Source organism: Streptomyces sp. NBC_00433 (assembly GCA_036015235.1).
GTDB lineage: Bacteria > Actinomycetota > Actinomycetes > Streptomycetales > Streptomycetaceae > Actinacidiphila.
Genome location: CP107926.1, coordinates 7,836,982 through 7,858,949, shown reverse-complemented (window position 1 = coordinate 7,858,949; position 21,968 = coordinate 7,836,982). Strand labels below are relative to the sequence as shown.

Here is a 21,968-nt window from a genome sequence, read left to right as displayed (position 1 = left end):
GAGCCGTGCGGCGATCGGCCGTCAGTCCTTCTTCAGCTCCTCGGCGAACATCACGATGATGCCGCTGGGACCGCGGACGTACGTGAGCTTGTAGACGTCCTGATAGGTCGCCACACCGCGAAGCGGATGACACCCGTGCTTCGCGGCCACCTCAAGGGCTTCGTCGATGTCGTCGACCGAGAAGGCGACGCGGTGCATGCCGATCTCATTGGGGAGAGTGGGCGCCGTCTCGATCGCTTCGGGGTGGATGTACTCGAAGAGCTCAAGGCGACCGTGACCGTCCGGCGTCTGGAGCATGGCGATTTTCGCGTGATTGCCGTCAAGGCCGACGGCGGTGTCGGTCCACTCACCACTGACCGTGTCACGGCCGACGACCGTGAGGCCGAGGTCGGTGAAGAAGGAGATCGTCGCTTCGAGGTCGCGCACGGCGATGGCGACGTTCTCAAGTCTGATGGCCATGCGTCGCATGCTATCGAGCCGGCCCGTTCACGTATCGGCGCCAGGGACGCTGCCGCGCTTCGGCCGGCCCGAGTTCATGAAAGCGCGAGACCAGCGGTACGCCGCCACCGGGAGTCGGGCAGGAGCCACCGCCGTGGGCGCGCCATGCGGATCCTTCTACGCTTGCTCCATGCCCACCGCTGCAGATGTGACAGTCCGCACCCTCGACGGTCTCCACCTCGCCGGCACCTTGGTTGAGCCGGGAAAGCCCACCTCTCGGGCCGTCGTGCTCGTACACGGCGGGGGTGTCACCAGAGAAGAAGGTGGCTTCTTCACACGCCTCGCGGACGGGCTGGCCGGCGCGGGCGTCGCCTCGCTGCGCTTCGACCTCCGCGGCCACGGGCAGAGCGAGGGGCGCCAGGAAGACCTGACGCTCTCCGCCGTCCTGAACGACATCCGGGTCGTGCTGGCATACGTCCGGGAAGCTACCGGGGCCGAGGACGTCACGCTGCTAGGTGCCAGCTTCGGCGGGGGCATCTGTGCGTACTACGCCGCGCAGCGACCGGACGACCTTTCGCGCGTCGTGCTTCTCAATCCCCAGCTCGACTACAAGAAGCGCACCATCGACAGCCGGGCGTATTGGGAGAACGACCACCTCCAGGATGAAGCCGCCCAGCAGTTGGTGTCGGAAGGCTTCATCCAGTTCACGCCGACCTTGAAACACGGGCGGCCCATCTTCAACGAGGTGTTCTGGCTCCGCCCCCACGAGGCGCTCGGCGGTGTGCGGGCGCCGACGCTCATCGTGCACGGCACCGCGGACACCTTCGTGCCCATCGAGTCGTCCCGGGCGGCAGCCCGGCGATTCGGCGGCCCCTGCGAGCTGGTTGAGATCGATGGCTCTCAGCACGGCTTCGCCGTCCACGACGACCCGCAGTACCTCGACCCCCAGAGCCAGGAATGGCAGGCGCTCGTCATTCGCACCGTGGCCGAATGGGTAACGGCGCCTCGGTGACCGTCAGGAGGCGCGCAGAGCTTCGCGGAAGTCTCGGACCGCAGGCCGGCTGCTCCAGCGGTCCAAGGTGTGCAGTACCTCGCCAAGGACGCGCAGGGTCCGTCCCGACTTCATCGTGCGAGCCACCTTGGCAGACTGGCGGCCGAGCCGGGCGGCTTCGTCAGGCTCGCCGCACAGCGCCACGGCGGCAGCCCGCCGGGCGTTGAAGAACCCCGTGTCACGGCGCGACAGCGTTCCCGTGGCGATCGCCCCGGTGAAAAGCTCCACCGCCGTGCGTGGTTTCCCGGCCTCGGTGTAGGCAACGGCATTCCGCAAGAGCAGCGTGTCCTCGGTGAAGTAGGCGCCGAGCAGCGTGGAGTCATCGTCGGGCACGGTGGTCAGCAGCTCGTGAGCCTCATCGAGCTTCTGCTGGACAGCGTCCAGCGGTTCGCCGGTCATGGCCAGGCCGAGTGCTTCTTGCTGCGTGACTTCAGCACGGACGCGCGGCGGCAACTGCCACCGCTGATGGCTCCCTGCTTGTGCCAGGCTGAGCACCCGCAGGGCATCGCGCTCGTCGTATGCCATCTGGGACTTCTTGAGCAGGACGTACCCCTGCATGGCGGCGTCGTCGGCTTCTTGCGCCCACTCCATGGCGCGGTCATACCAGAAGCAGGCCTGACTGGGCTGGTGAATGTCGCGGTACAGCCAGCCGGCGAACTCCGCTCCGTCGGCGCCTGCCGACAGCAGCTCGCGGCGGGCCCCGGGTTTCACGTCCCGGGCATGCTGCGCGATGGCCCCCAGCAGCCCGAGCACCACAGGCAGGGTCTTCTTCGGACCGAGGGAGCCATCGTCGTGCTTGGCATCGTCGAGTCGCGTACGGAAATAGTCGGCAGCTGGACCGCCTTGGTAACGGCGGGAATCTTCCAGAGCGCTCGCGACGCGCTGAAGTTCTTTCATGCCCGGTCCGGGCAAAGCAGCAGCGGCAGCGCCGCTGAGGAGCGTTCGGCGGTGGAGCGGACTCATGGCCTCGTCTTCCGTGACGATGGTGATGTCGGCGGGTGTCACCGACAGGCTGCCGAGACAGTCGGTCACCACCACGTCCGCGTCGAACGGCACGAAGACCCGTCGTCCGTTGACCACGATCGGAAGCAGCGCCGATCCCGGGCTCTCGGATCGTTGCTCCGGTTTCTGACGGTCGGTCCCTTGTCGCGGTGTAGCGGCAGCGGCGAGCTGGTGATCACGCTGGAGCTTGAACCACAGTAGGTAAGCGGGAATCCGCAGGCTATGCGCCCAGCTCATGAGTTTGCCGAGGTCTTGCGGCGCATTGCCGGCGCTCTCGATCCGGCTGAGCTGCGCCTGAGTAAGCCCCAGCCATCCGGCTAGCGCCTCTTGCGACACCACACGCTCATGCCACGGGTGCGTTCGATAGGCGTAGAAGACCTTGCCGAAGTGCCAACTGTCCAGGGCCGCACGCAGGCGGTCGTCCTGCCAGAACTCGGAGGGCACAGCAGGTGGTTGCGTCACGGCGCTGAGCTGATGCCGACGCTGGCACGCGGCACATAGCGCGCCCCGGTTGTCGCGCGCCAGCCGCGTACCGCAGGAGCAGTGCCGAATCTGTTGCTGTGCCATTCCGTACCCCGAGGCCGCGATGCGCCAGTGCCAAAGGCCAAGCCTACGGAAAGTAGCCGCGCACTATCCGACAGTCCATACGTCCGGCGTATGGAAACCCCATGCGGCGACGTCGTGACGCCGGACTGGTAGTTCCACGCACGCTCCCCATGGCCCTATTCCCCAGCGCAGGAGCAGCAGCGTGACGGCAACACCCATCCGACCGCACCCCCACAGCGACGCTCGCGTAGTCGCCCCCCTCGCCGCGTTCGCCTACCTCCGTCGCCTCCCCGGCATGGACGATGAGGATGTCCACCAAGCGATCACCGCTCTGGTCGCGTTCTCTGTCGACCTGGGCCTTGGCCTGGCCGGCGTTCACTACGAGGAACGCCCCAGTGAACGGCTGGACACCTGGATGGAGCTCATCGCGAACTGCCGTAGCGAGGGTGTTGTCAACGTCCTTGTGCTGAATGCCAAGCACTTCCACCACGACCCGACAGTGGCGGGGTTCATGCGCGAGGAACTGGCAGAGAAGATCCGTGGCACTGTGCGGCTCGCCAGCGAGGCCGCGGCGACAAACCCCCCGTCACCGGCCGTCGAGGCAGGCAGCCATGACGGCTGAGCGCTACGTCAGCACCCTGGAACTCGACGCCAAGGCCGAGGCCACGCCCTGGGCCAGACGGCACGTCCGCGACGTCCTCAATGCCTGGCAGGTCGCCGACGAGCGCATCGACACGACCGAACTGGCCGTCTGCGAGCTGGTCTCCAACGCCGTGCGACACGTCGCGCCCGGCGCGCCCGGCGCTCACGTCACACTGACCCTTCGCCATGACGGGTCTCAGCTCATCGCGGAGGTATCCGACCCCAGCGACCATCCGCCCGTTCCCGATACGGCGATAGCCGAGAACGCCGAGAGCGGTCGGGGCCTGGTCATCGTGGACGAGATTTCCAAGGAGTGGGACTACTACCTCCTGCCCACCGGAGGCAAAGTCGTATGGTGCGTCATCGCGCTGGTGTGACGCCCATGGCGACGTCCAAGCACAAAGGCGCCCGCCCATCGGGGACAGGCGCTGCCCTGCAACCAGCAGGGGCCGTCCTGGCGGACGGCCCCTGGGTGGTGCTGTGTTCCAGTCGGGTTCGGCTGGTGGGCGATACTGGGATCGAACCAGTGACCCCTTCGGTGTGAACGAAGTGCTCTCCCGCTGAGCTAATCGCCCGGGATGGAGAGAAGCCTACAGGCGATGGCACTCGGCGTTCAAACGACATCGCCGGGGTCCGCGGCCGCGAGGCGGGCGAGCAGGCCGGTGCGGCCGCTGCGCATCATCAGGGCGTGGTTGGCGACGAAGAAGGGGCGGCCCGGGACGGCCAGCAGGCGCATCAGGGGTTTGCGGACGATGACGTCCTGCTCGAACAGCAGCCGGGTGCCGGGGCCGTTGGAGGTGGCCGTCCAGCGGACCCAGCCCTCCAGGTCGCCGGTCATGGCGACTTCGAGTAACCGGCGCTCGGGGTCCTGGCGGGTGGAGCGGGCGGTGACCACCAGGTCGTAGGGCAGGAGCGAGCGGAAGCGGAGCACTCCCGTGGTGTCGCCGGTCTGCCGGACCTCGCGGATCTGCGGCCACCACCGCGGGTAGAAGTCGGGGCGCTCCAGCACCTGGTAGACCGCGTCCGGCGCCGCGTCCAGCAGCCAGGTGCTGCGGAAGCGGTAGTGGCTCCAGTCCATGCGCCCAGTGTGCGCGAGACGTCCGGCGGGCGGCGGGGAAATGCCGAGGGGCCCGGAAACCGTGTGGAACGGTTTCCGGGCCCCTCGATCCGGGTGGGCGATACTGGGATCGAACCAGTGACCCCTTCGGTGTGAACGAAGTGCTCTCCCGCTGAGCTAATCGCCCCGGCGTGCGCACTACTTTACCGCACCCGGACAGGCCGCCCGACCAGGGCGGCGGTCCCGCCGGCTCAGCCCAGCCGCCACGGCAGGGTGAAGCCGAAGCTCACCACGTACCAGATGGCGAGACCGGCCAGCAGGATCACGGCCGCCGAGCCGATCAGCAGGTTGCGGCGCCGGACGCGGGGGTCCGCGGCGGCCCTGGCGGCGTCCGTGACCTTGCGGCGGGTCCAGCGGAGCACTTTCTGCGCCCAGACGAATTCGGTGCCCCAGATCGCCATACCGCCGAAGATGATCAGCCAGCCCGGTCCGGGCAGCGGGAGCAGGATGATGCCGCCGCCGATCACGGCGAGGCCGACGATGAAGATTCCGGCTCGCCAAACGGCGTGCAGCGGGCGCGATCGCTGCACGAAGGCGGGGGCCCGTGAGCCGAGCCCAGAATCTTTGGCCACGGGTCTCTCGACCTGGTCACTCTCCGCGATCATATATGCCAACGTACCGGACTTCGGGGCGATCACCGAAATGGCCGTTCCGCCCTTCTCGTGACTAGCCCGTACGAGGTACGAGAAGCCTCACAAACTTCTCAGAGGTGTTTACAACGTCCCCGCAGGTGGCATGTCGATTTCGCCGACGTGCGAATCCCCGAGCGCACACTGAGCGAAAGGCCCTGGCGCTTATGAACACCACGGTCAGCTGCGAGCTGCACCTGCGCCTCGTTGTGTCGAGCGAATCCTCACTGCCTGTACCCGCGGGCTTGCGGTACGACACGGCCGATCCGTATGCCGTGCACGCCACCTTCCACACCGGAGCCGAAGAAACGGTCGAATGGGTGTTTGCCCGCGACCTGCTCGCCGAGGGTCTGCACCGGCCCACCGGCACCGGAGACGTCAGAGTCTGGCCGTCCCGCAGCCACGGTCAGGGCGTCGTGTGCATCGCCCTCAGCTCCCCCGAGGGCGAAGCCCTGCTCGAAGCCCCGGCGCGGGCCCTGGAGTCCTTCCTCAAGCGGACGGACGCCGCCGTGCCACCAGGCACCGAGCATCGTCACTTCGACCTCGACACCGAGCTCTCCCACATCCTCGCGGAGAGCTGAGCCCGGTCACCGACCGTCCGCGGCCGTCCTACTCGGGGGGACAGTCCGGACACCCAAGGCAGCGCAGGGCAGTGCCCTGCCGCCTGACACCGCAAGAACGAGAGCCGCCGCCCGTGGGACCGGCACCCCCACGGCGGCGGCTCTCGCGCGCTAGAGTCACCGGAACGCAGCCGCTCGACGACGCCGGCAGGGAGCGTTCCGTGCTGATCAACCATGACACCAGGTGCGCGCTCGACAGTGTGGTCGACCTGATCAACACCGCACCCGTGATCGCGGGCCGCGAGGCACTGGCCGAGGTCGCCGACCTGCGCGCCTTCGTGGAGCGCAACAAGGTCAGCGAGATAGGCCGACTCGACCGCAACGACATCACCGCGGTCCAGGCGGTGCGCGGCCGCTTCGCCGAGGTCTTCGCGACCACGGACGACGCGACCGCGGCGACCATGCTCAACGCGATGATCGCCGAGGCCGGCACCACGCCCCGGCTCACCGACCACGACGGCTACGACTGGCACGTGCACTACTTCGCGCCGGGCGCGTCGCTGTCCGACCACCTCGCGGCGGACTGCGGGATGGCGCTGGCCTTCCTGATCGTGGCCGGCGAGCGCGAGCGGCTCAGGCGCTGCGACGCGCCGGACTGCCGGCACGCCTTCGTCGACCTGTCCCGGAACCGGTCCCGCCGCTACTGCGACAGCCGCACCTGCGGCAACCGCCTGCACGTGGCCGCCTACCGGGCCAGGCGCCGGGAGGCCGGCGAGACGGGCGACGCGGGCCCCGACGAGGCCGTCGCCGCGTCCTGACCGCCCCGGCGGCCGGTCCTCGGCGTTCGCGGCGGACGACCGGCGCTCGCCGGGGCGTCAGAGGAACAGCAGGTCGTACGCCGCGCCGAGGCCCAGCAGGCCGCCGATCACCAGCAGGAAGAGCATCAGCGGCGGCTGGGACAGGGCGTAGAGACAGCCCTGCGGCTCGGCCGCGGGCTCGGCGGGCAGGACCTTCAGCGGCACAGCGGCGCCGGTGGCGCGTGGCTCCTCGGTGACCACGGCGCGGGCGGCTGGTGCGGAGCGGGGGGCGGGGAGGACATCGGAGGCGGTCGGTCCGGCACGGTCCGGCCGCGCAGCGGCGACGCGGTCGCTGGTGGTGGGCAGCACGGGATGATCTTCGCGCAGAGCGGGGGCGCCCGTGGCCCAACACGCAGACTCCCAAGGGATCTTCCATGATGCGGGCACGGAGCGTCCGAGTGCTGGACAACACCCCCGGGCACCCACCGCGGAACGCTCCGCGTCGTCCGTTACGCGCGGTACGCCCGTCCGACGGCGACCCCCCTGTCCATACTGCGGACAGCCCGGTGGACGTCAGATGCCGCGGCGCTTGAGGATCTCCTCGACGTCGGCGAAGTCCGACAGGCCGCTGTCCGAGCCGCCCCGGCGCCGGCCGGACGCCGGACGCCCCGCCGGTATCGCCGGGGTGGACGCGCCGGGCACCGCGGCCGGGGCGCGGACGCCGCCCTCCGGCAGCCGGGCCGAGATCAGCCGGGTGACGCCGTAGAGCAGCGCGGACACCGCGAGCACGCCGAAGCCCATCCACACGGTCGGCTTGAGCACCAGGTCGGCGGCCCAATGGCCGGTGGCCATACCGACCTTGCGGCCCAGCGTGACCAGCCCGGCCATCGCCAGCCCCACCGGCACCAGGGACGCCGCGGCGATCCGGGTGGCCGCGAGGAAGCGCCGCCGGTAGGCGGTCAGCATCGCGATGGCCAGGCCGCCCGCGGACAGCGCGGCACATAGCGTCGTGGTCAGCATCCTGCGGCTCCCGTCGGTCGGTCCTCCCCATCGTGCCCCCGACCCCCCGCGGAAGGCCACGGTGAACGCACAGGTTCAGGGGGATCTCCGGGGTGCCTCCTCCCCGAGTGGGAGACTGGGCCCATGGATCTTCCCCCTCCCCCGGCCGGCCGCCGTGCCGTCCTCGACGTCTGGTGCGAACTCCAGTGCCCCGACTGCCGGACCGCCCTCGACGACCTCCGGGCGCTGCGCGAGCGGTACGGCGACGCGCTCGACATCCAGCTGCGGCACTTCCCGCTGCCCAAGCACGCGCACGCCGTCGCGGCGGCGCAGGCGTACGAAGAGGCTTACGCCCAGGGGCGCGCGTGGGAGTACGCCGAGGCCGTCCTCGCCCGCGCGGAGGACCTCGACGCGGCGGGTGAGCCGCTGCTCGTCGACATCGCGCGCGAACTCGGCTTCGACGCGGAGGAGTTCGATACCGCGCTCATCGACGGGCGGCATCTGCTCGTCGTCGACGCGGACCTTGCCGAAGGCAAGGCGATCGGCGTGACGGGGACGCCCACGTACGTCATCGCCGGCGAACGCCTCGACGGCGGCCAGTCCCAGTCCGGCCTGCGCGCCCGCATCGAGTCCCTGGCGGACCAGCTCCTCGCCTAGGGCGAGCCACTGCGGCGCTGCCTCTTGCGGTGCGCTGCGTTGCCTTCCCGCGGCCCGGTGGGGGCCTGTCTCGCAGTTCCCCGAGCCCCTGGGTGATTGCCCCTTGCGGTGGCGTTGCCTGGCTGCGCGTGCGTCGTGGCTTGTCGCTCCGTTCTCCCCCAGAGCTTCGCGTGGGGGTACCCCCACGCGCCCCTGAAAAACGCGTGCCCTCTGCGCAGAGCCCTGCCCCTGGCAGGGGCGAACGCCTGGGCGCAGGAGGACGCAGGCCAAAAGGGGCGCGGGGAACTGCGCGCGCAACCAGGACGGCGAGAAGGCGACAGACCACCGCAAGGGGCAGCGCCCTGGGCGGCGGAGGAAGCCGGCCTGGAAGAGGCGCGTGGGGGCCACCCCCTACCGCCAAAGCCCGGCGCTAGCCGAGCGGTTTCCAGAGTTGCCGGAGCGTCGCCCCGTAGCCGAGGGAGGTGTAGAGGCGGATCGCCACCTCGTTGGCGGTGAAGACGTTGAGCCCCAGCGAGGTGGTGCCCGCCGCGCGGCAGGCGGACTCGGCGGCCAGCATGAGTGTGCGGCCGTGTCCGTGGCCGCGGTGGGGCGCGGAGACCTCGACGGCCTGGACCCAGCCGGGGCCCGGCGTGGTGTGGAGCCACAGGCGTCCGACGGTGGTGCCCTCGTGGTCGAGTCCGAGCAGGGCGGTGCCGGGGGCGGGGGTGCCGCCGGGGAAGGCTTGGGCGTAGGAGGCCGCCGCATGGGACTCGGCGTGCTCGGCGGGGACCCCGGCGGCGGTGAGCGCCGTGACGAAGCCGGCTCGCTGGCGCGCCAGCCAGTCCGCGCTGTCTTGCCCGGTCAGCTCACGGAGCACGCTGCCGGACGGCAGGTCCGCGGGGGCGGGGCCCGTGCTCAGGGCTTTGTGGAGGGTGCGGTTGGTCTCGGTGTAGCCGAGTGCCGTGGCCAGCCGCAGGGCGTACGCGGCCTCGTCGGGGACCGACACCAGCACCCGGGTGCAGCCCCACTGGCGGAGGACCTCCTCCGCGGCGAGGGCCGCGACGGCGCCGCGGCCGCGGCGCCGGTCGGGCTCGTCGACGGCCAGCGCGTCGATCCTCCCGGGCCCGCCCCGCGGATCCGCGCCGATCCGCACGCTGCCGACCGGCCGACCGTTGACGCAGACCGTGAAGTCCCGCGACCGCGCCCCGTCGTGCTCGCGCCGTTCGGGTCCCGCCGGTCTCAGGGTCGTCGTCATGCGTCGCGCTCCCGGTTCGCCACCCCGCGGTGCCCTCGGCGGGGTGCCGTCGAGTGTACGGTCCCGCGGCCGTACCGCCAGGAGCGGACCTACGGGTTCGGGTGGTCGGCGGAGCGCTCGGCGAAGACCTCCATGGCCTTGGCGGTCACCGGGCCCGGGGCGCCGGGCAGTTCGCGGGCGTCGACGCGGTTGACGGCCTGCACGTCGCGCAGCGAGGAGGTGAGGAAGACCTCCTCGGCCTCGGCCAGCGCCTCGTACGGCAGGTCCTCCTCCTGCGCGCCGGCCCATTCGACGACCAGTTCGCGGGTGATTCCGGCGAGGCATCCCGAGGACAGCGGCGGGGTGAGCAGCCGGCCGTCGAGGACGACGAAGACGTTGGAGCCGGTGCCCTCGCACAGCCGGCCCGTGGTGTTGGCGAAGACCGCCTCGCTGGCGCCCTGTTCGCGGGCGCGGGCGAGCGCGACGACGTTCTCGCCGTAGGAGGTGGTCTTCAGGCCGGTGAGCGCGCCGCGTTCGTTGCGGGTCCAGGGCACGGTGACGATCGCGCTCGGCCCGGGGTGCGGGACGGCCGTGCCGATCGCGACCACCAGGGTGGCGCCGGCGTCGCCGCGGTCGGAGCCGAGCGGGGAGATGCCGCCGGTGTAGGTGATCCTGAGCCGGCCGTGCGGCATCGGGTTGGCGGCGAGCACCGCCTCGCAGGCGCGGGCCACCTCGTCCTGGTCGGGCTCGGGCAGGCCGAGGCCGCGTGCCGAGCGGGCCAGCCGCCTGAGGTGCCGGGTCAGGGCGAAGGCGTGCCCCTGTGTCGTCTTGAGCGTCTCGAAGACGCCGTCGCCGACGGTCAGCCCGTGGTCGAGCACCGACACCGTGGCGTCCGCGGTGTCCCGCAGTCCGCCGTCCACCCAGATCCTCGTCACCGCAGTGTCCTTCCCCTCGCCTCGTGTACCTCCGACGCTACCGCCAGCAGCCGCTCGGCCTTCAGTTCCGTCTCCGCCCATTCACCCGCGGGGTCGGAACCCCAGGTGATGCCGGCGCCGGTCCCGAACCGCAGTTCGGGGCGCCCCGCGGTGCCGCGGTCGATCCAGAAGGTGCGGATGCCCACCGCGAGCGCGGCGGTGCCGCGGTCGGCGTCGACCCATCCGATCGCACCGCAGTAGGGGCCGCGGGGCGCGGTCTCCAGCTCGCCGATGATGCTCAGGGCGCTGGTTTTGGGTGCGCCGGTGACCGACCCGGGCGGGAAGGCGGCCGCGAGCAGTTCCGGCCAGCCGGCGTCGGGGCGCAGCTCGCCGCGGACGGTGGAGACCAGGTGGACCAGGCCGGGGTGCGGCTCGACCGCGCACAGCGCGGGCACGGTGACCGAGCCGGTGGCGCAGACCCGGCCGAGGTCGTTGCGCACCAGGTCGACGATCATCACGTTCTCCGCCTCGTCCTTGGGCAGGAAGCCGTCGGCGGTCCGCGCGGTGCCCTTGATCGGGCGGGACTCGACGGTGCGGCCGTGCCGGCTCAGGAAGAGTTCCGGCGAGGCGGTGGCGATCTCGACGCCGTGCGCGGGCAGCCGGATCGTTCCGGCGTAGGGCGCGGGATTGCCGAGCGCGAGGGCCGCGCCGAGCGCGTCGATGTCGGCGCCCGCCCCGCCGCGCGGCAGCGGTGCGGCGAGCACCCGGCAGAGGTTGACCTGGTAGACGTCGCCTGCGGCGATGTGCCGCCTGATCGTACGGACGCCGTCCTCGTACGCCCGCCGGTCCATGGAACTGGTCCAGGCGGCCGGGTCGGGCCCGCGCCACCCGGCGGCCCTGGCGGCGGTGGCCACCGCGCTGCCCGCGGCGTCGGCTGCGGCCCGTGGCGTACGGCGTACGTCGCCGAAGCGGGCGCAGACCGTACGGCCCTCGAAGTCCACCGCGACCGCCCAGAAGCCCGCGGAGTCGAGCGCACCGGCGTCCGCGGTGACATCCCGCAGGTCGGAGGCGACAAGGCCGCCGAAACGGGCCATGGGGGCGAGATCGCGCACGGTGCTTCCCTTGATGACTGGACCGGGCCGCAGCCGAGTCTAGGCCGGGCAGGTCACGGGGGGTGGGGCGGCGCCCGGCGCGTCAACCGCGCACCATTGGCCCGGCACGCTGCGGAAACCGATTTTTGAGCTGGCCCCGGAATCCGCTAGAGTTCAACGCGTCGCCCCGGAACTTGTTTCGAGGTACACCTGCGGACGTGGCTCAGTTGGTAGAGCATCACCTTGCCAAGGTGAGGGTCGCGAGTTCGAATCTCGTCGTCCGCTCGACGTGGGGGATCCTCCCGGGACCCCTGCTGTGTTGGTGGAGTGGCCGAGAGGCGAGGCAACGGCCTGCAAAGCCGTCTACACGGGTTCAAATCCCGTCTCCACCTCCAAGGACGATTAGCTCAGCGGGAGAGCGCTTCCCTGACACGGAAGAGGTCACTGGTTCAATCCCAGTATCGTCCACGGGATCCCACCGGATCCGGTCCCCAGCAGGACATCCCGCGCGATTAGCTCAGCGGGAGAGCGCTTCCCTGACACGGAAGAGGTCACTGGTTCAATCCCAGTATCGCGCACGCACCACCGGCGCCGCGGCGCCGCCCGAGGACGATTAGCTCAGCGGGAGAGCGCTTCCCTGACACGGAAGAGGTCACTGGTTCAATCCCAGTATCGTCCACCAGCACACACGACGGCCGGGGGCCGGAGGCTTCGCGCCTCCGGCCCCCGGCCGTCGGTCGTTCCCGGGGGGCCGGACCCCGGGTTCGGGGTCCGGTCCCCCGGGGTCAGGACGAGAAGAGCATGCGGGCGAATCCGTGCCCGTGGTGCTTGTTGTGCCCGTGGCCGTGCCCGTGGCCGTGCCCGTGGCCGTACTGCGGGGCGCCCCAGGCCGGGGCGGGGGGCTGCGGGTAGCCGGGCTGGTGCTGCACGGGCGGCGCGGGGTAGGCCTGCGGCGGCGGGACCGGCTTGTTCCAGTTGCCTTCGAGCTGGGTCAGCGCCTCAAGCTCGCCGTAGTCGAGAAAGATGCCGCGGCAGTTGCCGCACTGCTCGATCTGGACACCACTGCGGTTGTACGTCTGCATGTGGCCGTGACACTTGGGGCAGACCATCTGTCGCCTCATCTCCTCGCGTTGGCAGATGAGTTCACTTTAGGCCCTGGCGGAGAGATCCCTCCGGGGGCGGCCGGGTCCCGCGAGGGCGCCATCCGCCTCGCGGGCGGGGCCGTCTCTCAGGCGGGGCCCAGTTGCGCGATGCGGGCGCAGGTGGCGACGAGTTCGGACTCCGCCTCGTCCAGTTCGCGGCCGTCCCTGGCCGCCTTCGCCACGCCGATCGCCGCGGTCTGTACGGCCAGCGCGCGGGCAGGGACGTCGAGTTGGGCCCACGGGTCGCCGCTCTCCGGTACGGCGGGACCGCCTGCGGCACGGTAGGCGGCCAGGAAGACGCCCCAGGCGTCCGGGGCGAGCAGGCCCGCCGCGAACCACATGGCGGGCCTGGCCAGATCCCAGGCGGCCGGACCGATGCCCAGGTCGTCCACGTCGATCAGCAGCCAGTCACCGTCCGGCGCGGGGTGGCGGACCAGCTGGCCCAGGTGCAGGTCGCCGTGGCAGAGAGCGGCGGCCCCCGGGGGCGGCGCCTCGTCCCTGGCCCAGGCGGGCAGCCGCCGCCACGCCCGGCGTACGGTACGGGCCGCCGCCGAGTCGGCGACACCGCGCAGCCGGGCGACGGCGAGCGCGGCCTTGGCCGGGCCGCGCATCGGCGGCAGCGGGCCCGGCAGCGCCACCGCGGGCACGGTGTGCAGCCGGGCGAGCAGCACGGCCGCCTCGGCCCAGGGCGCCGCGGCCGGATCGTGCCGGTCGACGGGCACGCCGTAAGGCCACGCACTGACCGGCCGCCCGCGCACCGCTCCCCCATCCGGGGAGTGCGCGACGAGCGGGACGGACGCGCGGGTCGGGTTGTCCTGGAGGAGCGGGCCGGGCCGGCTGTCCTCGCCGGGCCGTCCGGGCGGCCTCTGCTGCCCGGACGGGCCGGGCAAGCCCGGGGTTGCGGGTGCTCCGGGTGCGGGGGTCCGGGGCGGTTCCGGGAGTGGGGGGAGGAGGATGCCGCGAAGGAGGGGGTGGGCGGCGACCGCGATGCGGGTCGCGAGCGCGGCGGCATCCGTGCCGGGGGCGTGCGCCTTGGCGACGACCGCGCCGACGCGGACGACCGTGCCGTCGGGGCGGTCGGCCAGCACGGTGGTGGCCGCGGGCACGGTGGGCGGCGCGGGGGCGGCGGACGGGTCGGGCGCGCGGTCGGGCCGGTCGCGGCGGGCTGCCGCGGCCGCGGCGGCGGCCAGCGCGGTGACCAGGGCGTCGTCGGCCGGTGGCCGGACCGTGCGGCGTACGGTCTGCGGGTCGATACGGACCGCGCCGCTCGTGTGAGTCCCGGACTGCTCCCCCGTGGTCGTCATCGGGCCAGTCAAGCATCCCGGCGGCCGTGCGGCCCTCCGGGCGGTCGGACGGGGTCCGGACAGCGCAATGCCCGGGTGTCGAGTGACACCCGGGCAAACGCAGTCGTCCGCCATACCCCCGTCCCCACGGGGTTCTACCGGTGAGTCCCTGGCCCGGACCGCTCTTCCAGGCCTGGCACGCCTCTCAGCGCCCCATCAGGCCGGCCACGGACGACGCTTGTGTGACCACCGCATCCACACCTCCGAAGAGGTAGGCGAGCAGTGCGGCCAGCGGCAGCACCATGGCCGCCGCCACCAGCGGATGCCGGGGCCCGGTCCGCCGCCCGCCGCGCATGGCTCTCGCGGTGCGGATCACCGTCTCGCCCATGCCCGCCATGCCTCTCCCTTGAGGTCGTGTGGTCTGCTGTGTGGTCGCTCGCAATGTGCAGTTTTGGCAGCGGCGGGCGCTTGACCTCGGGGGACGAGTGCTCCGCCCGCCGCTGACCTCAACACTAGGTGCGCCGCCACCCCCGGTCGTCACGCCCTGGTACCCCTTTGCAGGCCTCCCGGAGGATGACAGCGACCCCCGCGGATACTCCCCTGGGTGGACGCCGCCGCCCGGGGACCCCGGGTCATCCCTGAGCCGCCGGGAGCCGCCCGGCCTGCTCGTCGTCCCGCGGGACCGGCTGCTCGACCAGGGCGAGCACCCGGGTGGCCATGAACCGGGCGGTCCGCACGACGGTGCCGCTGCGGGTGACTTCACTCACTTCCACCACCCCGCGGCGCACCGCTGTCTCCACCCGGCGGCCGGCCCGGGTGGCGATCACCTCATACGTGCGGGTGGTGTCCCCCGCGTCGACGACTATTTCCACTCGATCACCTTTCACGGCGTCATTCCCCTTTGGCAGACGGACCGTTGGCAGATCGGGGCGCGGTAGTGACGGCCCGTCGGACGGACCCCTCGCCACATCTCCAGGATCCCACCGGGCACTGACAATTCACGGCCCGCCGCCTGCGGGCCTTCACCGCGCGGCGGGACTTGAGTCCGTAAGCTGTGGGCGGCCGACCCGGCCGTCGGTGCAGGCACCGGAAGCAGCAGTGGGGTAGTCGCCCACCGGAGGTAGGGGAACGGACATGGCGATGATGCGGCTCCGGCGCGAGGATCCGCGGGTCGTCGGCGCGTTCCGGCTGCACCGGCGGCTGGGCGCGGGCGGCATGGGCGTGGTCTACCTGGGCGCGGACAAGCGCGGCCAGCGGGTGGCGCTCAAGGTGATCAGGCCCGAGCTGGCCGAGGACCAGGAGTTCAGGTCGCGGTTCGCCCGCGAGGTCTCCGCGGCCCGCCGGATCCGCGGCGGCTGCACCGCCCGGCTCGTCGCGGCCGACCTGGAGGCCGAACGCCCCTGGTTCGCCACGCAGTACGTGCCCGGCCCCTCGCTGCACGACAAGGTCGCCGAGGGCGGCGTCCTCGCCGCCGCCGAGGTCGCCTCGATCGGGGCGGCGCTCGCCGAGGGCCTGGTCGCGGTGCACGAGGCCGGGGTCGTCCACCGGGACCTGAAGCCGTCGAACATCCTGCTGTCGCCCAAGGGCCCGCGGATCATCGACTTCGGCATCGCCTGGGCCACCGGGGCCAGCACGCTCACGCACGTGGGCACGGCCGTCGGCTCGCCGGGCTTCCTCGCGCCCGAGCAGGTACGGGGCGCCGCCGTCACCCCCGCCACCGACGTCTTCGCCTTCGGCGCCACGCTGGCCTACGCGGCGACCGCGGACTCGCCCTTCGGGCAGGGCAGTTCCGAGGTCATGCTCTACCGGGTGGTGCACGAGGAGCCCGACCTGGCCGGGGTGCCCGACGCGCTGGCGCCCCTGGTCCAGGCGTGCCTCGCCAAGGATCCGGAGGCGAGGCCGAGCACCTTGCAGCTGTCCGAACGGCTCGCCGAGATCGCCGCGCGGGAGGCGCGCGGGATCGGGGTGCCGCGGCCGGTGCGGCCCGTCGGGCGACGGGCCGAGGAATATGCGCAGCAGCGGACCCGGCGGAGTCCCGCGGGCTCCGACCTGTCCGGCGGTACGGGCGGGGGGCGGGGCGTCCCCCGCACCCCCGTCGTGCCGTCCCCCGCGCGGACGCCGGTCCGTACGGGTGGTTCTGGGCGGCGGCCCCTGTCCCCGGCGCCGGGGAGGCGGTTGTTGCGGCAGCGGCTGGTCGTCTTCGTGATCGTCACGCTGCTGGCGGCGATCTGTATCGCCGCGGTTCAGGGCTGCCACCGGTTCTCCCACGGCGGGGCCGCCCCGACGACCCCCTCAGTGACCACCCTCCCCCCGGGGCCTCCGGGCCCCTGAGCCCCGCTGCCCCTTGTGGTGCGCTGCATGGACCCCACGGTGCCGCTGCGCGGGGGCTTGTCGCGCAGTTCCCCGCCACCCCCTGCGGGGTGCTCTGTTACGGACTCCACACTTGCGCTGTGTGGGTGGCTTGTCTCGCAGTTCCCCGAGCCCCTGGGTGATTGCCCCTTGCGGTGGCGTCGCTTTCTTCCCCGCCTCGTCGGCGGGGCGCTCCGTTCTCCCCCGGAGCTTCGCCCGGGGTTACCCCCACGCGCCCCTGAAAAACGCTCACCCTCCAGCGCAGAGCCCAGCCCCGGCAGGGGCCAACGAAGGGCGCAGGAGGACGCAGGAACCAAAGGGGCGCGGGGAACTGCGCGCCAAGCCACGACGGCGCGGCAGAAGCACCGCACCGCAAGTGGCACCCGCCCAGGGGCGCGGGGAACTGCGCGCACAACCACGACGCGGCCGCAGGCAAGCAATGCCACCGCAAGGGGCAGCACCCCAGGGGCTCGGGGAACTGCGAGACCAGCCCCCCACGCAGCGGCACCGTGGAGTCCGTAACAGCACCCCGCAGGGAGTGGCGGGGCCGGGCTCGGGTCGGTAAGTTAACAAGCGCTTGCTTAGGTCTCGGCAGAGAGGTGTGCGGGTATGGGAAGCGTAAGCGCAGCGGATGTGCGGGGGCGGGTGGAGGCGCTGCTCGCGGGGTGGGACCCGGGGGCGGAGCCGGGGGAATTCCTGCGGGCCCGGTTCGACGCGGGGCTCGCTTGGGTGCACTTTCCCGTGGGGCTCGGGGGGCTGGACGCACCGCGGGCGTTGCAGGCGGTGGTGAATGCGGAGCTGGGCGCGGCCGGGGCGCCGGACAACGACCCGCGGCGTATCGGCATCGGCCTCGGGATGGCCGCGCCGACGATCCTGGCGTACGGCACCCCCGAGCAGAAGGCGCGCTTCCTGCGGCCCCTGTGGACCGGCGAGGAGGTCTGGTGCCAGCTCTTCAGCGAGCCCGGCGCCGGCTCGGATCTGGCGGGGCTGGGCACGCGGGCGGTGCGCGACGGGGACGGCTGGGTCGTGGACGGCCAGAAGGTGTGGACGTCGAGCGCCCACACCGCGCGCTGGGCGATCCTGATCGCCCGCACCGACCCGGACGTGCCCAAGCACCGCGGCATCACCTACTTCGTGTGCGACATGACCGACCCCGGCGTCGAGGTCAGGCCGCTGCGGCAGATCACCGGTGAGGCCGAGTTCAACGAGGTCTTCCTGACCGGGGTGCGGATCCCGGACGCGCACCGGCTCGGCGCGGTCGGCGACGGCTGGCGGGTGGCGCAGGCGACGCTGATGAACGAGCGGGTCGCGATCGGCGGCGGCGCGTCCGTGCCGCGGGAGAGCGGCATGATCGGCCCGGTGGCCGCGACCTGGCGCGAGCGGCCCGAGCTGCGCACCCCCGAGCTGCACGACCGGCTGCTGCGGCTGTGGGTGGATTCCGAGGTGGCCAGGCTGACCGCCGAGCGGGTGCGGCAGCAGATGGCGGCGGGCACGCCCGGTCCGGAGGGCTCGGGGCTGAAGCTGTCGCTGGCCCGGCTGAACCAGCAGCTCAGCGGCCTTGAGGTGGAGCTGCTCGGCGAGCAGGGGCTGCGCTACGGCGACTGGTCGATGGTCCGGCCGCAGAGCGTGGACTTCTACGGGCGCGACGCGGGCTACCGCTATCTGCGGGCGAAGGGCAACTCGATCGAGGGCGGTACGTCCGAGATCCTGCGCAACATCGTGGCCGAGCGGGTGCTCGGGCTGCCCGCGGAACCACGCAACGACAAGGACGCCGCCTGGAAGGACCTGCCCCGATGACCTCCCCCGCCATTCCCGACCTGCTCTACTCCGACGTCGAGGACGACCTGCGCGCCGCGGTCCGCGCGGTGCTCGCCGACCGTTGCGGACATGCCGCCGTGCTGGGCCGGATCGAGTCCGCGGAGCCGTACGATCCGGCGCTGTGGCGGCTGCTGGCCGCGGAGTTGGGCCTCGCCGGGCTGCTGGTGCCGGAGAAGCTGGGCGGCCAGGGCGCCTCGGCCCGCGAAGCCGCCGTGGTTCTTGAGGAGTTGGGCGGTGCGGTCGCGCCCGTGCCCTTCCTGGGCAGCGCGGTGCTCGCGACCACCGCGCTGCTGGGCTGCGACACCGCGGACCCGGCGACGGCCGCGCTGCTCGGCCGGCTCGCTGCGGGCGAGGCGAGGGCCGCGCTCGCGGTGCCGCTGTCGGCGGCGCCCGGTGACGGCTTCCCCGCGACCGTACGCGCGGACGCGGGCGGGCGGCTGACGGGCGCGGTGACCAGCGTCGCGGACGCGCTCACCGCCGGGGTGCTGGTCGTACCCGCGCTCGGCCCGGAGGGTCCAGGACTCTACGAAGTGGCCGCGGCGCAGGCGGCGTCGGAGCGGCCGGTGTCGTTGGACCTGACGCGGCCGCTCGCCGACCTGCGCTTCGACGCTGCGGCGGGGCGGCTGCTCGCCGGTGGGGACAGCGCGGTGGCGGCGCTGGAGCGTGCGCTGCTGACCGGCGCGGGGCTGCTGGCGTCCGAGCAGCTGGGCCTGGCCCAGTGGTGCCTGGACGAGACGGTCCGCTACCTGGGGCAGCGGCGGCAGTTCGGCCGGGTCGTGGGGTCGTTCCAGGCGCTCAAGCACCGGCTGGCCGACCTGTGGCTCGACGTGGTCTCGGCGCGGGCCGCGGCGCGCAACGCGGCGGGTGTGCTGGCGGCCTGGCCGTCCGACCCGGCCGAGGTGTCGCTCGCGGTGGCCCTCGCGCAGGCGTACGTCTCCCCCGTCGCGGTGCGCGCGGCGGAGGAGGCGGTGCAGTTGCACGGCGGCATCGGCATGACGTGGGAGCACCCGGTGCACCTGTATCTCAAGCGCGCCAAGGCCGATGAGATCGCGCTCGGCACTCCGGGAAGGCACCGGCGCGCGCTGGCGGTGCCGGTGGATCTGCCGCCGGCCGCCTGAGCGCCGGGAACCGACGTGTCGGCGGGGCGGTGTCGGCGGGGCGTTTCCCGCAGGTCCCGACCGTGTCCCAAGGCCGTCCCAACGGCGTCGGAACGGTGGACGGCGCAAGTCGGCCTTGGGAGGATGTTCGGCATCTCCACGGACGATGGCCGGATTCGGCCTGCCGACAACTGAGGGATTGACGTGGGACGACCAGACGGGGGCGGAGACTTCAGCGGCATAGATCCGCAAAAGCTCTGGGACCTTATCAACTCGATGAAGAACAAAACCGGTTACGACGGGAACGGGAGCGCGGCACCGCAGGTCAACGGCTGGATGGGCCAGGCCGGTCGGATCGGCCTCGACACCAGCAGGCTGAGCACCATCAACAAGCACTTCTCGTGGGCGCAGGGCCAGTTGCCGATGCTGCGGCGCCGGCAGAGTCTGGCCGCCAACGAGGCCAAGGAGCAGGGCGACTTCGGCCAGGGCAGCGGCATGGTCAATGCGGGCGCCAACTCCCTGGGGAATTTCGCCACGTCGGAGGCGGCCGCGAAGGCGGCCCAGGACGACGCGAAGAAGTTCAAGGACGGCAAGATCAGCCTCCAGGACTATCTCAAGCTGATCCAGGCCAACCAGTACGACCCGGACTACGCGAAGGCCGGGGCGACCGAGCTGGGGCAGTACCGGCTGACCGAGCTGCTGCAGAATTCCTCGGCGCTCGACTTCGACCACCCGGACCTCGGACGTGACGCGCTGGCCGAGTTCGTGGCCAACGCGATGCGGGCCGGCGTCGACTTCAAGGACGACTACGGCGACGAACCGCTGTCGCTGCTCGCGCCGCTGGTGAACCGCGCGGTCTTCCCCGCCGATGTGCTGACCAACCTGGGAAGCCAGGCCCTGGCGCCGGGCAACACGCAGTATTCGGACGAGGTGTGGAAGGCGCTCGCGGCCGATCCGAAGGCCGCGACGCAGTTCGTGCACGACAACATCGAATACCTGCCGGAATTCATGAAGGCGAACTCCGAGCACACCGGCGGCCTGATCGACCCGAACGTCAAGGACTTCGCCGCGGTCCTGGAGGCGGGCATGATCGGCGGCCCTGGCGCGGACCAGAAGATGGCCGCCGACAACACGACCAAGCTGGTGACGTATTACTCCAGCCACGACAACCACACCCATCCGGAGATGCAGCAGGTCTTCGCCGACGTCGTCAAGTATTACTGGCCCGACGTGCAGGCCTCGCTCACCGACCCGGCCTTCACCGACCTCGGACCCGGCCATGTCTCGGTGCCGAACTCGGCCTGGGAGGGCTTCCTCCACGAGTCGATGCAGAATCCCACGGCCGCCGCCGAACTCCTCGGCTTCAGCAAGACGATGGCCAACCAGGTCGCCGACGGCGACCCGGACAACCCGGAGGCGCAGAACGCGGCGGGTCTGATCGAGGGCACCTTCGGCTTCGTGGCGACCAAGGTCTACCAGGAGAAGAAGGACAGCAGCGGCAAGGACGCCGGCTTCTGGCAGTCGACGGTCACCTCGCAGCTCAACACCGTGCTGGGCACCGGGGTGGACATCGCCTTCGACCCCAGCAAGGTCGTCACGACGGTCAGCAAGGCGGCCATCAAGGACGTGCTGAACCTCTTCACCACCCATATCGTGAAGATCAGCCCCGACCAGATGGGCGACCCGCCCTCCACCGCGACCTGGCGGGACGACTGGAGCGAGGCGGCCCACCAGAGCTACATGAAGGACCACAGCCTCGGCAATCCGCAGCAGTACGCGGAAATCTACTCGGGCGGCAAGCCGTTCCTGAGCGCCGACGGTCATCTGGTCGACGACGCGACCGCCGCCCAGAAGCAGGCGTACAACGCGTGGCTGAAGGACCCCGCGGTCGCCAACGCGCTGGACAAGGCCTTCCTCAACCGCGACCTGGGCAGGCTCGGTTCGATGACGGGGGTCCACTGACGATGGGTTGCCGCAGGCCGCCGCCCGCGCTCGCCGGCCTCGCCGTGCTCACCGCCGCCGTGCTGGTGGGGGGTTGCGGCGGTGGCGGGCCGAGCGCGGCCGACGGCACCGCGAAGGCCGGGGAATCGCGGACGGCGGTCGCGGCGGCGTACTGGAAGGTGCGCCCCGCGCTGCCGGACAGCCTCGACACACCGAACGGGCGCGGCGCCTTCACCGCCTGCGGCAAGGACGACCCGCACGGCAAGGGGGCGATCCGCTACGGCATCGAGGACTACCTGACGCCGAAGGACGACTCGGTGACGATGGCCCAGCTGCTGTCCGGCGTGCGGGACGCGCTGGCGCCGCAGGGCTGGACCTTCACCCCGGTGGACATACCGGAGGCGTCGATGCCCGACCCGCGGCGCGAGCCGCTGCACGGCTGGTCGGCGCAGCACGGCGGGGTGACGCTGCGGCTCACCCTGCACGACCGGTCGGACGGCCAGCCGGGCGCCGGCTATCTCGATGTGCTCGGCGGATGCGGGAAGTTCGGCAAGGCGCAGCAGCGACTGCTCGCCGCTTACCGCGACGGCGGCAGCCGGGACAGCTACCGCCCCACGGCGGCGGCGCCGCACCCGGTGCCGACCGGCTTCCCCACCACGCAAGCCGAATCGCAGTGACCAAC

The 21,968-nt window shown here is 71.9% G+C and carries 24 protein-coding genes and 7 tRNA genes; 16 read left to right on the top strand and 15 right to left on the bottom strand.

The genetic code is table 11. From position 1 onward, the window contains the following. Positions 1–21: 21 nt before the first annotated feature. A complete protein-coding gene (locus tag OG900_34040) occupies positions 22–459 on the bottom strand; it encodes a VOC family protein (protein ID WUH94674.1) in 438 nt (145 codons plus the stop codon). 169 nt (positions 460–628) lie between these two features. Between OG900_34040 and OG900_34035 the strand changes: the two genes are divergently transcribed. Continuing rightward, on the top strand, positions 629–1,450 hold the full coding sequence (locus OG900_34035; GenBank protein ID WUH94673.1) for a lysophospholipase: 822 nt from the start codon (positions 629–631) through the stop codon (positions 1,448–1,450). A gap of 3 nt (positions 1,451–1,453) precedes the next feature. Here the strand turns inward: OG900_34035 and OG900_34030 are convergent, their stop codons facing one another. Beyond that, a complete protein-coding gene (locus tag OG900_34030; GenBank protein WUH94672.1) occupies positions 1,454–2,935 on the bottom strand; it encodes a helix-turn-helix domain-containing protein in 1,482 nt (493 codons plus the stop codon). Positions 2,936–3,239: 304 nt separating this feature from the next. On the opposite strand from OG900_34030, the gene OG900_34025 reads away from it, so the two are divergent. Together OG900_34025 and OG900_34020 are read left to right on the top strand one after the other, a co-directional pair. Beyond that, entirely contained in the window at positions 3,240–3,659 is a 420-nt protein-coding gene (locus tag OG900_34025) for a hypothetical protein (GenBank protein WUH94671.1), read from the top strand. Then, positions 3,649–4,056: an ATP-binding protein gene (locus tag OG900_34020; GenBank protein ID WUH94670.1), complete on the top strand. Its 408-nt coding sequence runs from the start codon at positions 3,649–3,651 to the stop codon at positions 4,054–4,056. Before OG900_34025 ends, OG900_34020 begins: the two co-directional genes overlap by 11 nt. Before the next feature lie 123 nt (positions 4,057–4,179). Here the strand turns inward: OG900_34020 and OG900_34015 are convergent. From OG900_34015 to OG900_34000, 4 genes are all read right to left on the bottom strand, one after another. Then, positions 4,180–4,254: transfer RNA gene (locus OG900_34015), tRNA-Val, on the bottom strand. A 38-nt stretch (positions 4,255–4,292) separates the two neighbouring features. Then, complete coding sequence (locus tag OG900_34010; protein ID WUH94669.1) at positions 4,293–4,757, bottom strand: SRPBCC family protein; 465 nt, start codon at positions 4,755–4,757, stop codon at positions 4,293–4,295. Between the two features lie 94 nt (positions 4,758–4,851). Further along, positions 4,852–4,923: transfer RNA gene (locus OG900_34005), tRNA-Val, on the bottom strand. Between the two features lie 64 nt (positions 4,924–4,987). Then, positions 4,988–5,401, bottom strand: coding sequence for a TIGR02611 family protein (locus tag OG900_34000; protein WUH94668.1), 414 nt, complete (start codon positions 5,399–5,401; stop codon positions 4,988–4,990). Between the two features lie 191 nt (positions 5,402–5,592). Here OG900_34000 and OG900_33995 point away from each other — a divergent pair, with 191 nt between their 5' ends. Together OG900_33995 and OG900_33990 are read left to right on the top strand one after the other, a co-directional pair. After that, on the top strand, positions 5,593–6,006 hold the full coding sequence (locus tag OG900_33995; protein ID WUH94667.1) for an SsgA family sporulation/cell division regulator: 414 nt from the start codon (positions 5,593–5,595) through the stop codon (positions 6,004–6,006). 200 nt (positions 6,007–6,206) lie between these two features. Beyond that, complete coding sequence (locus OG900_33990) at positions 6,207–6,803, top strand: CGNR zinc finger domain-containing protein (GenBank protein ID WUH94666.1); 597 nt, start codon at positions 6,207–6,209, stop codon at positions 6,801–6,803. Positions 6,804–6,860: 57 nt separating this feature from the next. On the opposite strand, the gene OG900_33985 is transcribed toward OG900_33990, so the two are convergent. Continuing rightward, on the bottom strand, positions 6,861–7,151 hold the full coding sequence (locus OG900_33985; protein WUH96098.1) for a hypothetical protein: 291 nt from the start codon (positions 7,149–7,151) through the stop codon (positions 6,861–6,863). Positions 7,152–7,355: 204 nt separating this feature from the next. Then, positions 7,356–7,802 (bottom strand): hypothetical protein, encoded by a 447-nt coding sequence (locus OG900_33980; GenBank protein ID WUH94665.1) that lies wholly within the window; start codon positions 7,800–7,802, stop codon positions 7,356–7,358. Positions 7,803–7,925: 123 nt separating this feature from the next. On the opposite strand from OG900_33980, the gene OG900_33975 reads away from it, so the two are divergent. After that, positions 7,926–8,438: a DsbA family protein gene (locus OG900_33975; protein ID WUH94664.1), complete on the top strand. Its 513-nt coding sequence runs from the start codon at positions 7,926–7,928 to the stop codon at positions 8,436–8,438. 409 nt (positions 8,439–8,847) lie between these two features. Here the strand turns inward: OG900_33975 and OG900_33970 are convergent, their stop codons facing one another. The 3 genes from OG900_33970 to OG900_33960 form a co-directional block, all read right to left on the bottom strand. Beyond that, positions 8,848–9,672 (bottom strand): GNAT family N-acetyltransferase, encoded by an 825-nt coding sequence (locus OG900_33970; GenBank protein WUH94663.1) that lies wholly within the window; start codon positions 9,670–9,672, stop codon positions 8,848–8,850. Between the two features lie 89 nt (positions 9,673–9,761). Further along, positions 9,762–10,586 (bottom strand): aminodeoxychorismate lyase, encoded by an 825-nt coding sequence (locus OG900_33965; GenBank protein ID WUH94662.1) that lies wholly within the window; start codon positions 10,584–10,586, stop codon positions 9,762–9,764. Then, a complete protein-coding gene (locus OG900_33960) occupies positions 10,583–11,677 on the bottom strand; it encodes a chorismate-binding protein (protein WUH94661.1) in 1,095 nt (364 codons plus the stop codon). Before OG900_33960 ends, OG900_33965 begins: the two co-directional genes overlap by 4 nt. 191 nt (positions 11,678–11,868) lie before the next feature. On the opposite strand from OG900_33960, the gene OG900_33955 reads away from it, so the two are divergent. From OG900_33955 to OG900_33935, 5 genes are all read left to right on the top strand, one after another. Continuing rightward, positions 11,869–11,941: transfer RNA gene (locus OG900_33955), tRNA-Gly, on the top strand. Between the two features lie 36 nt (positions 11,942–11,977). After that, a tRNA-Cys gene (locus tag OG900_33950) sits at positions 11,978–12,051 on the top strand. Position 12,052: 1 nt separating this feature from the next. Beyond that, positions 12,053–12,124: transfer RNA gene (locus OG900_33945), tRNA-Val, on the top strand. 38 nt (positions 12,125–12,162) lie between these two features. Then, positions 12,163–12,234 (top strand) — tRNA-Val (locus tag OG900_33940). A 29-nt stretch (positions 12,235–12,263) separates the two neighbouring features. Next, positions 12,264–12,338: transfer RNA gene (locus OG900_33935), tRNA-Val, on the top strand. A 103-nt stretch (positions 12,339–12,441) separates the two neighbouring features. On the opposite strand, the gene OG900_33930 is transcribed toward OG900_33935, so the two are convergent. The 4 genes from OG900_33930 to OG900_33915 all read right to left on the bottom strand — a co-directional run bounded on the left by OG900_33930 (position 12,442) and on the right by OG900_33915 (position 14,968). Continuing rightward, positions 12,442–12,765 carry a zf-TFIIB domain-containing protein gene (locus OG900_33930; protein WUH96018.1) on the bottom strand — a complete coding sequence of 108 codons (324 nt, stop codon included), beginning with the start codon at positions 12,763–12,765 and terminating at the stop codon, positions 12,442–12,444. Between the two features lie 119 nt (positions 12,766–12,884). Continuing rightward, a complete protein-coding gene (locus tag OG900_33925; protein WUH96017.1) occupies positions 12,885–13,886 on the bottom strand; it encodes an aminoglycoside phosphotransferase family protein in 1,002 nt (333 codons plus the stop codon). A 400-nt stretch (positions 13,887–14,286) separates the two neighbouring features. Beyond that, entirely contained in the window at positions 14,287–14,478 is a 192-nt protein-coding gene (locus tag OG900_33920; protein ID WUH94660.1) for a hypothetical protein, read from the bottom strand. Between the two features lie 235 nt (positions 14,479–14,713). After that, entirely contained in the window at positions 14,714–14,968 is a 255-nt protein-coding gene (locus OG900_33915; GenBank protein WUH94659.1) for a hypothetical protein, read from the bottom strand. A gap of 247 nt (positions 14,969–15,215) precedes the next feature. Between OG900_33915 and OG900_33910 the strand changes: the two genes are divergently transcribed. The 5 genes from OG900_33910 (at position 15,216) to OG900_33890 (ending at position 21,963) form a co-directional block, all read left to right on the top strand. Beyond that, the gene (locus tag OG900_33910; protein WUH94658.1) at positions 15,216–16,412 is read left to right on the top strand and encodes a serine/threonine protein kinase; all 1,197 of its coding nucleotides are present in this window, start codon (positions 15,216–15,218) and stop codon (positions 16,410–16,412) included. A 627-nt stretch (positions 16,413–17,039) separates the two neighbouring features. Continuing rightward, positions 17,040–18,227: an acyl-CoA dehydrogenase family protein gene (locus tag OG900_33905; GenBank protein ID WUH94657.1), complete on the top strand. Its 1,188-nt coding sequence runs from the start codon at positions 17,040–17,042 to the stop codon at positions 18,225–18,227. Next, complete coding sequence (locus tag OG900_33900) at positions 18,224–19,366, top strand: acyl-CoA/acyl-ACP dehydrogenase (protein WUH94656.1); 1,143 nt, start codon at positions 18,224–18,226, stop codon at positions 19,364–19,366. Before OG900_33905 ends, OG900_33900 begins: the two co-directional genes overlap by 4 nt. A gap of 255 nt (positions 19,367–19,621) precedes the next feature. Beyond that, positions 19,622–21,307: a hypothetical protein gene (locus tag OG900_33895; protein ID WUH94655.1), complete on the top strand. Its 1,686-nt coding sequence runs from the start codon at positions 19,622–19,624 to the stop codon at positions 21,305–21,307. Between the two features lie 2 nt (positions 21,308–21,309). Continuing rightward, the gene (locus tag OG900_33890) at positions 21,310–21,963 is read left to right on the top strand and encodes a hypothetical protein (protein ID WUH94654.1); all 654 of its coding nucleotides are present in this window, start codon (positions 21,310–21,312) and stop codon (positions 21,961–21,963) included. Positions 21,964–21,968: the final 5 nt, after the last annotated feature.

Coding starts and splice junctions, on each gene's coding strand:
- OG900_33970 (WUH94663.1), bottom strand. CDS start 9,672: ATGACGACGACCCTGAGACCGGCGGGACCCGAACGGCGCGAGCACGAC.
- OG900_33905 (WUH94657.1), top strand. CDS start 17,040: ATGGGAAGCGTAAGCGCAGCGGATGTGCGGGGGCGGGTGGAGGCGCTG.
- OG900_34010 (WUH94669.1), bottom strand. CDS start 4,757: ATGGACTGGAGCCACTACCGCTTCCGCAGCACCTGGCTGCTGGACGCG.
- OG900_33930 (WUH96018.1), bottom strand. CDS start 12,765: ATGGTCTGCCCCAAGTGTCACGGCCACATGCAGACGTACAACCGCAGT.
- OG900_34040 (WUH94674.1), bottom strand. CDS start 459: ATGGCCATCAGACTTGAGAACGTCGCCATCGCCGTGCGCGACCTCGAA.
- OG900_34020 (WUH94670.1), top strand. CDS start 3,649: ATGACGGCTGAGCGCTACGTCAGCACCCTGGAACTCGACGCCAAGGCC.
- OG900_33995 (WUH94667.1), top strand. CDS start 5,593: ATGAACACCACGGTCAGCTGCGAGCTGCACCTGCGCCTCGTTGTGTCG.
- OG900_33890 (WUH94654.1), top strand. CDS start 21,310: ATGGGTTGCCGCAGGCCGCCGCCCGCGCTCGCCGGCCTCGCCGTGCTC.
- OG900_34000 (WUH94668.1), bottom strand. CDS start 5,401: ATGATCGCGGAGAGTGACCAGGTCGAGAGACCCGTGGCCAAAGATTCT.
- OG900_33920 (WUH94660.1), bottom strand. CDS start 14,478: ATGGCGGGCATGGGCGAGACGGTGATCCGCACCGCGAGAGCCATGCGC.
- OG900_33975 (WUH94664.1), top strand. CDS start 7,926: ATGGATCTTCCCCCTCCCCCGGCCGGCCGCCGTGCCGTCCTCGACGTC.
- OG900_33900 (WUH94656.1), top strand. CDS start 18,224: ATGACCTCCCCCGCCATTCCCGACCTGCTCTACTCCGACGTCGAGGAC.
- OG900_33910 (WUH94658.1), top strand. CDS start 15,216: ATGGCGATGATGCGGCTCCGGCGCGAGGATCCGCGGGTCGTCGGCGCG.
- OG900_33895 (WUH94655.1), top strand. CDS start 19,622: ATGAAGAACAAAACCGGTTACGACGGGAACGGGAGCGCGGCACCGCAG.
- OG900_34035 (WUH94673.1), top strand. CDS start 629: ATGCCCACCGCTGCAGATGTGACAGTCCGCACCCTCGACGGTCTCCAC.
- OG900_33980 (WUH94665.1), bottom strand. CDS start 7,802: ATGCTGACCACGACGCTATGTGCCGCGCTGTCCGCGGGCGGCCTGGCC.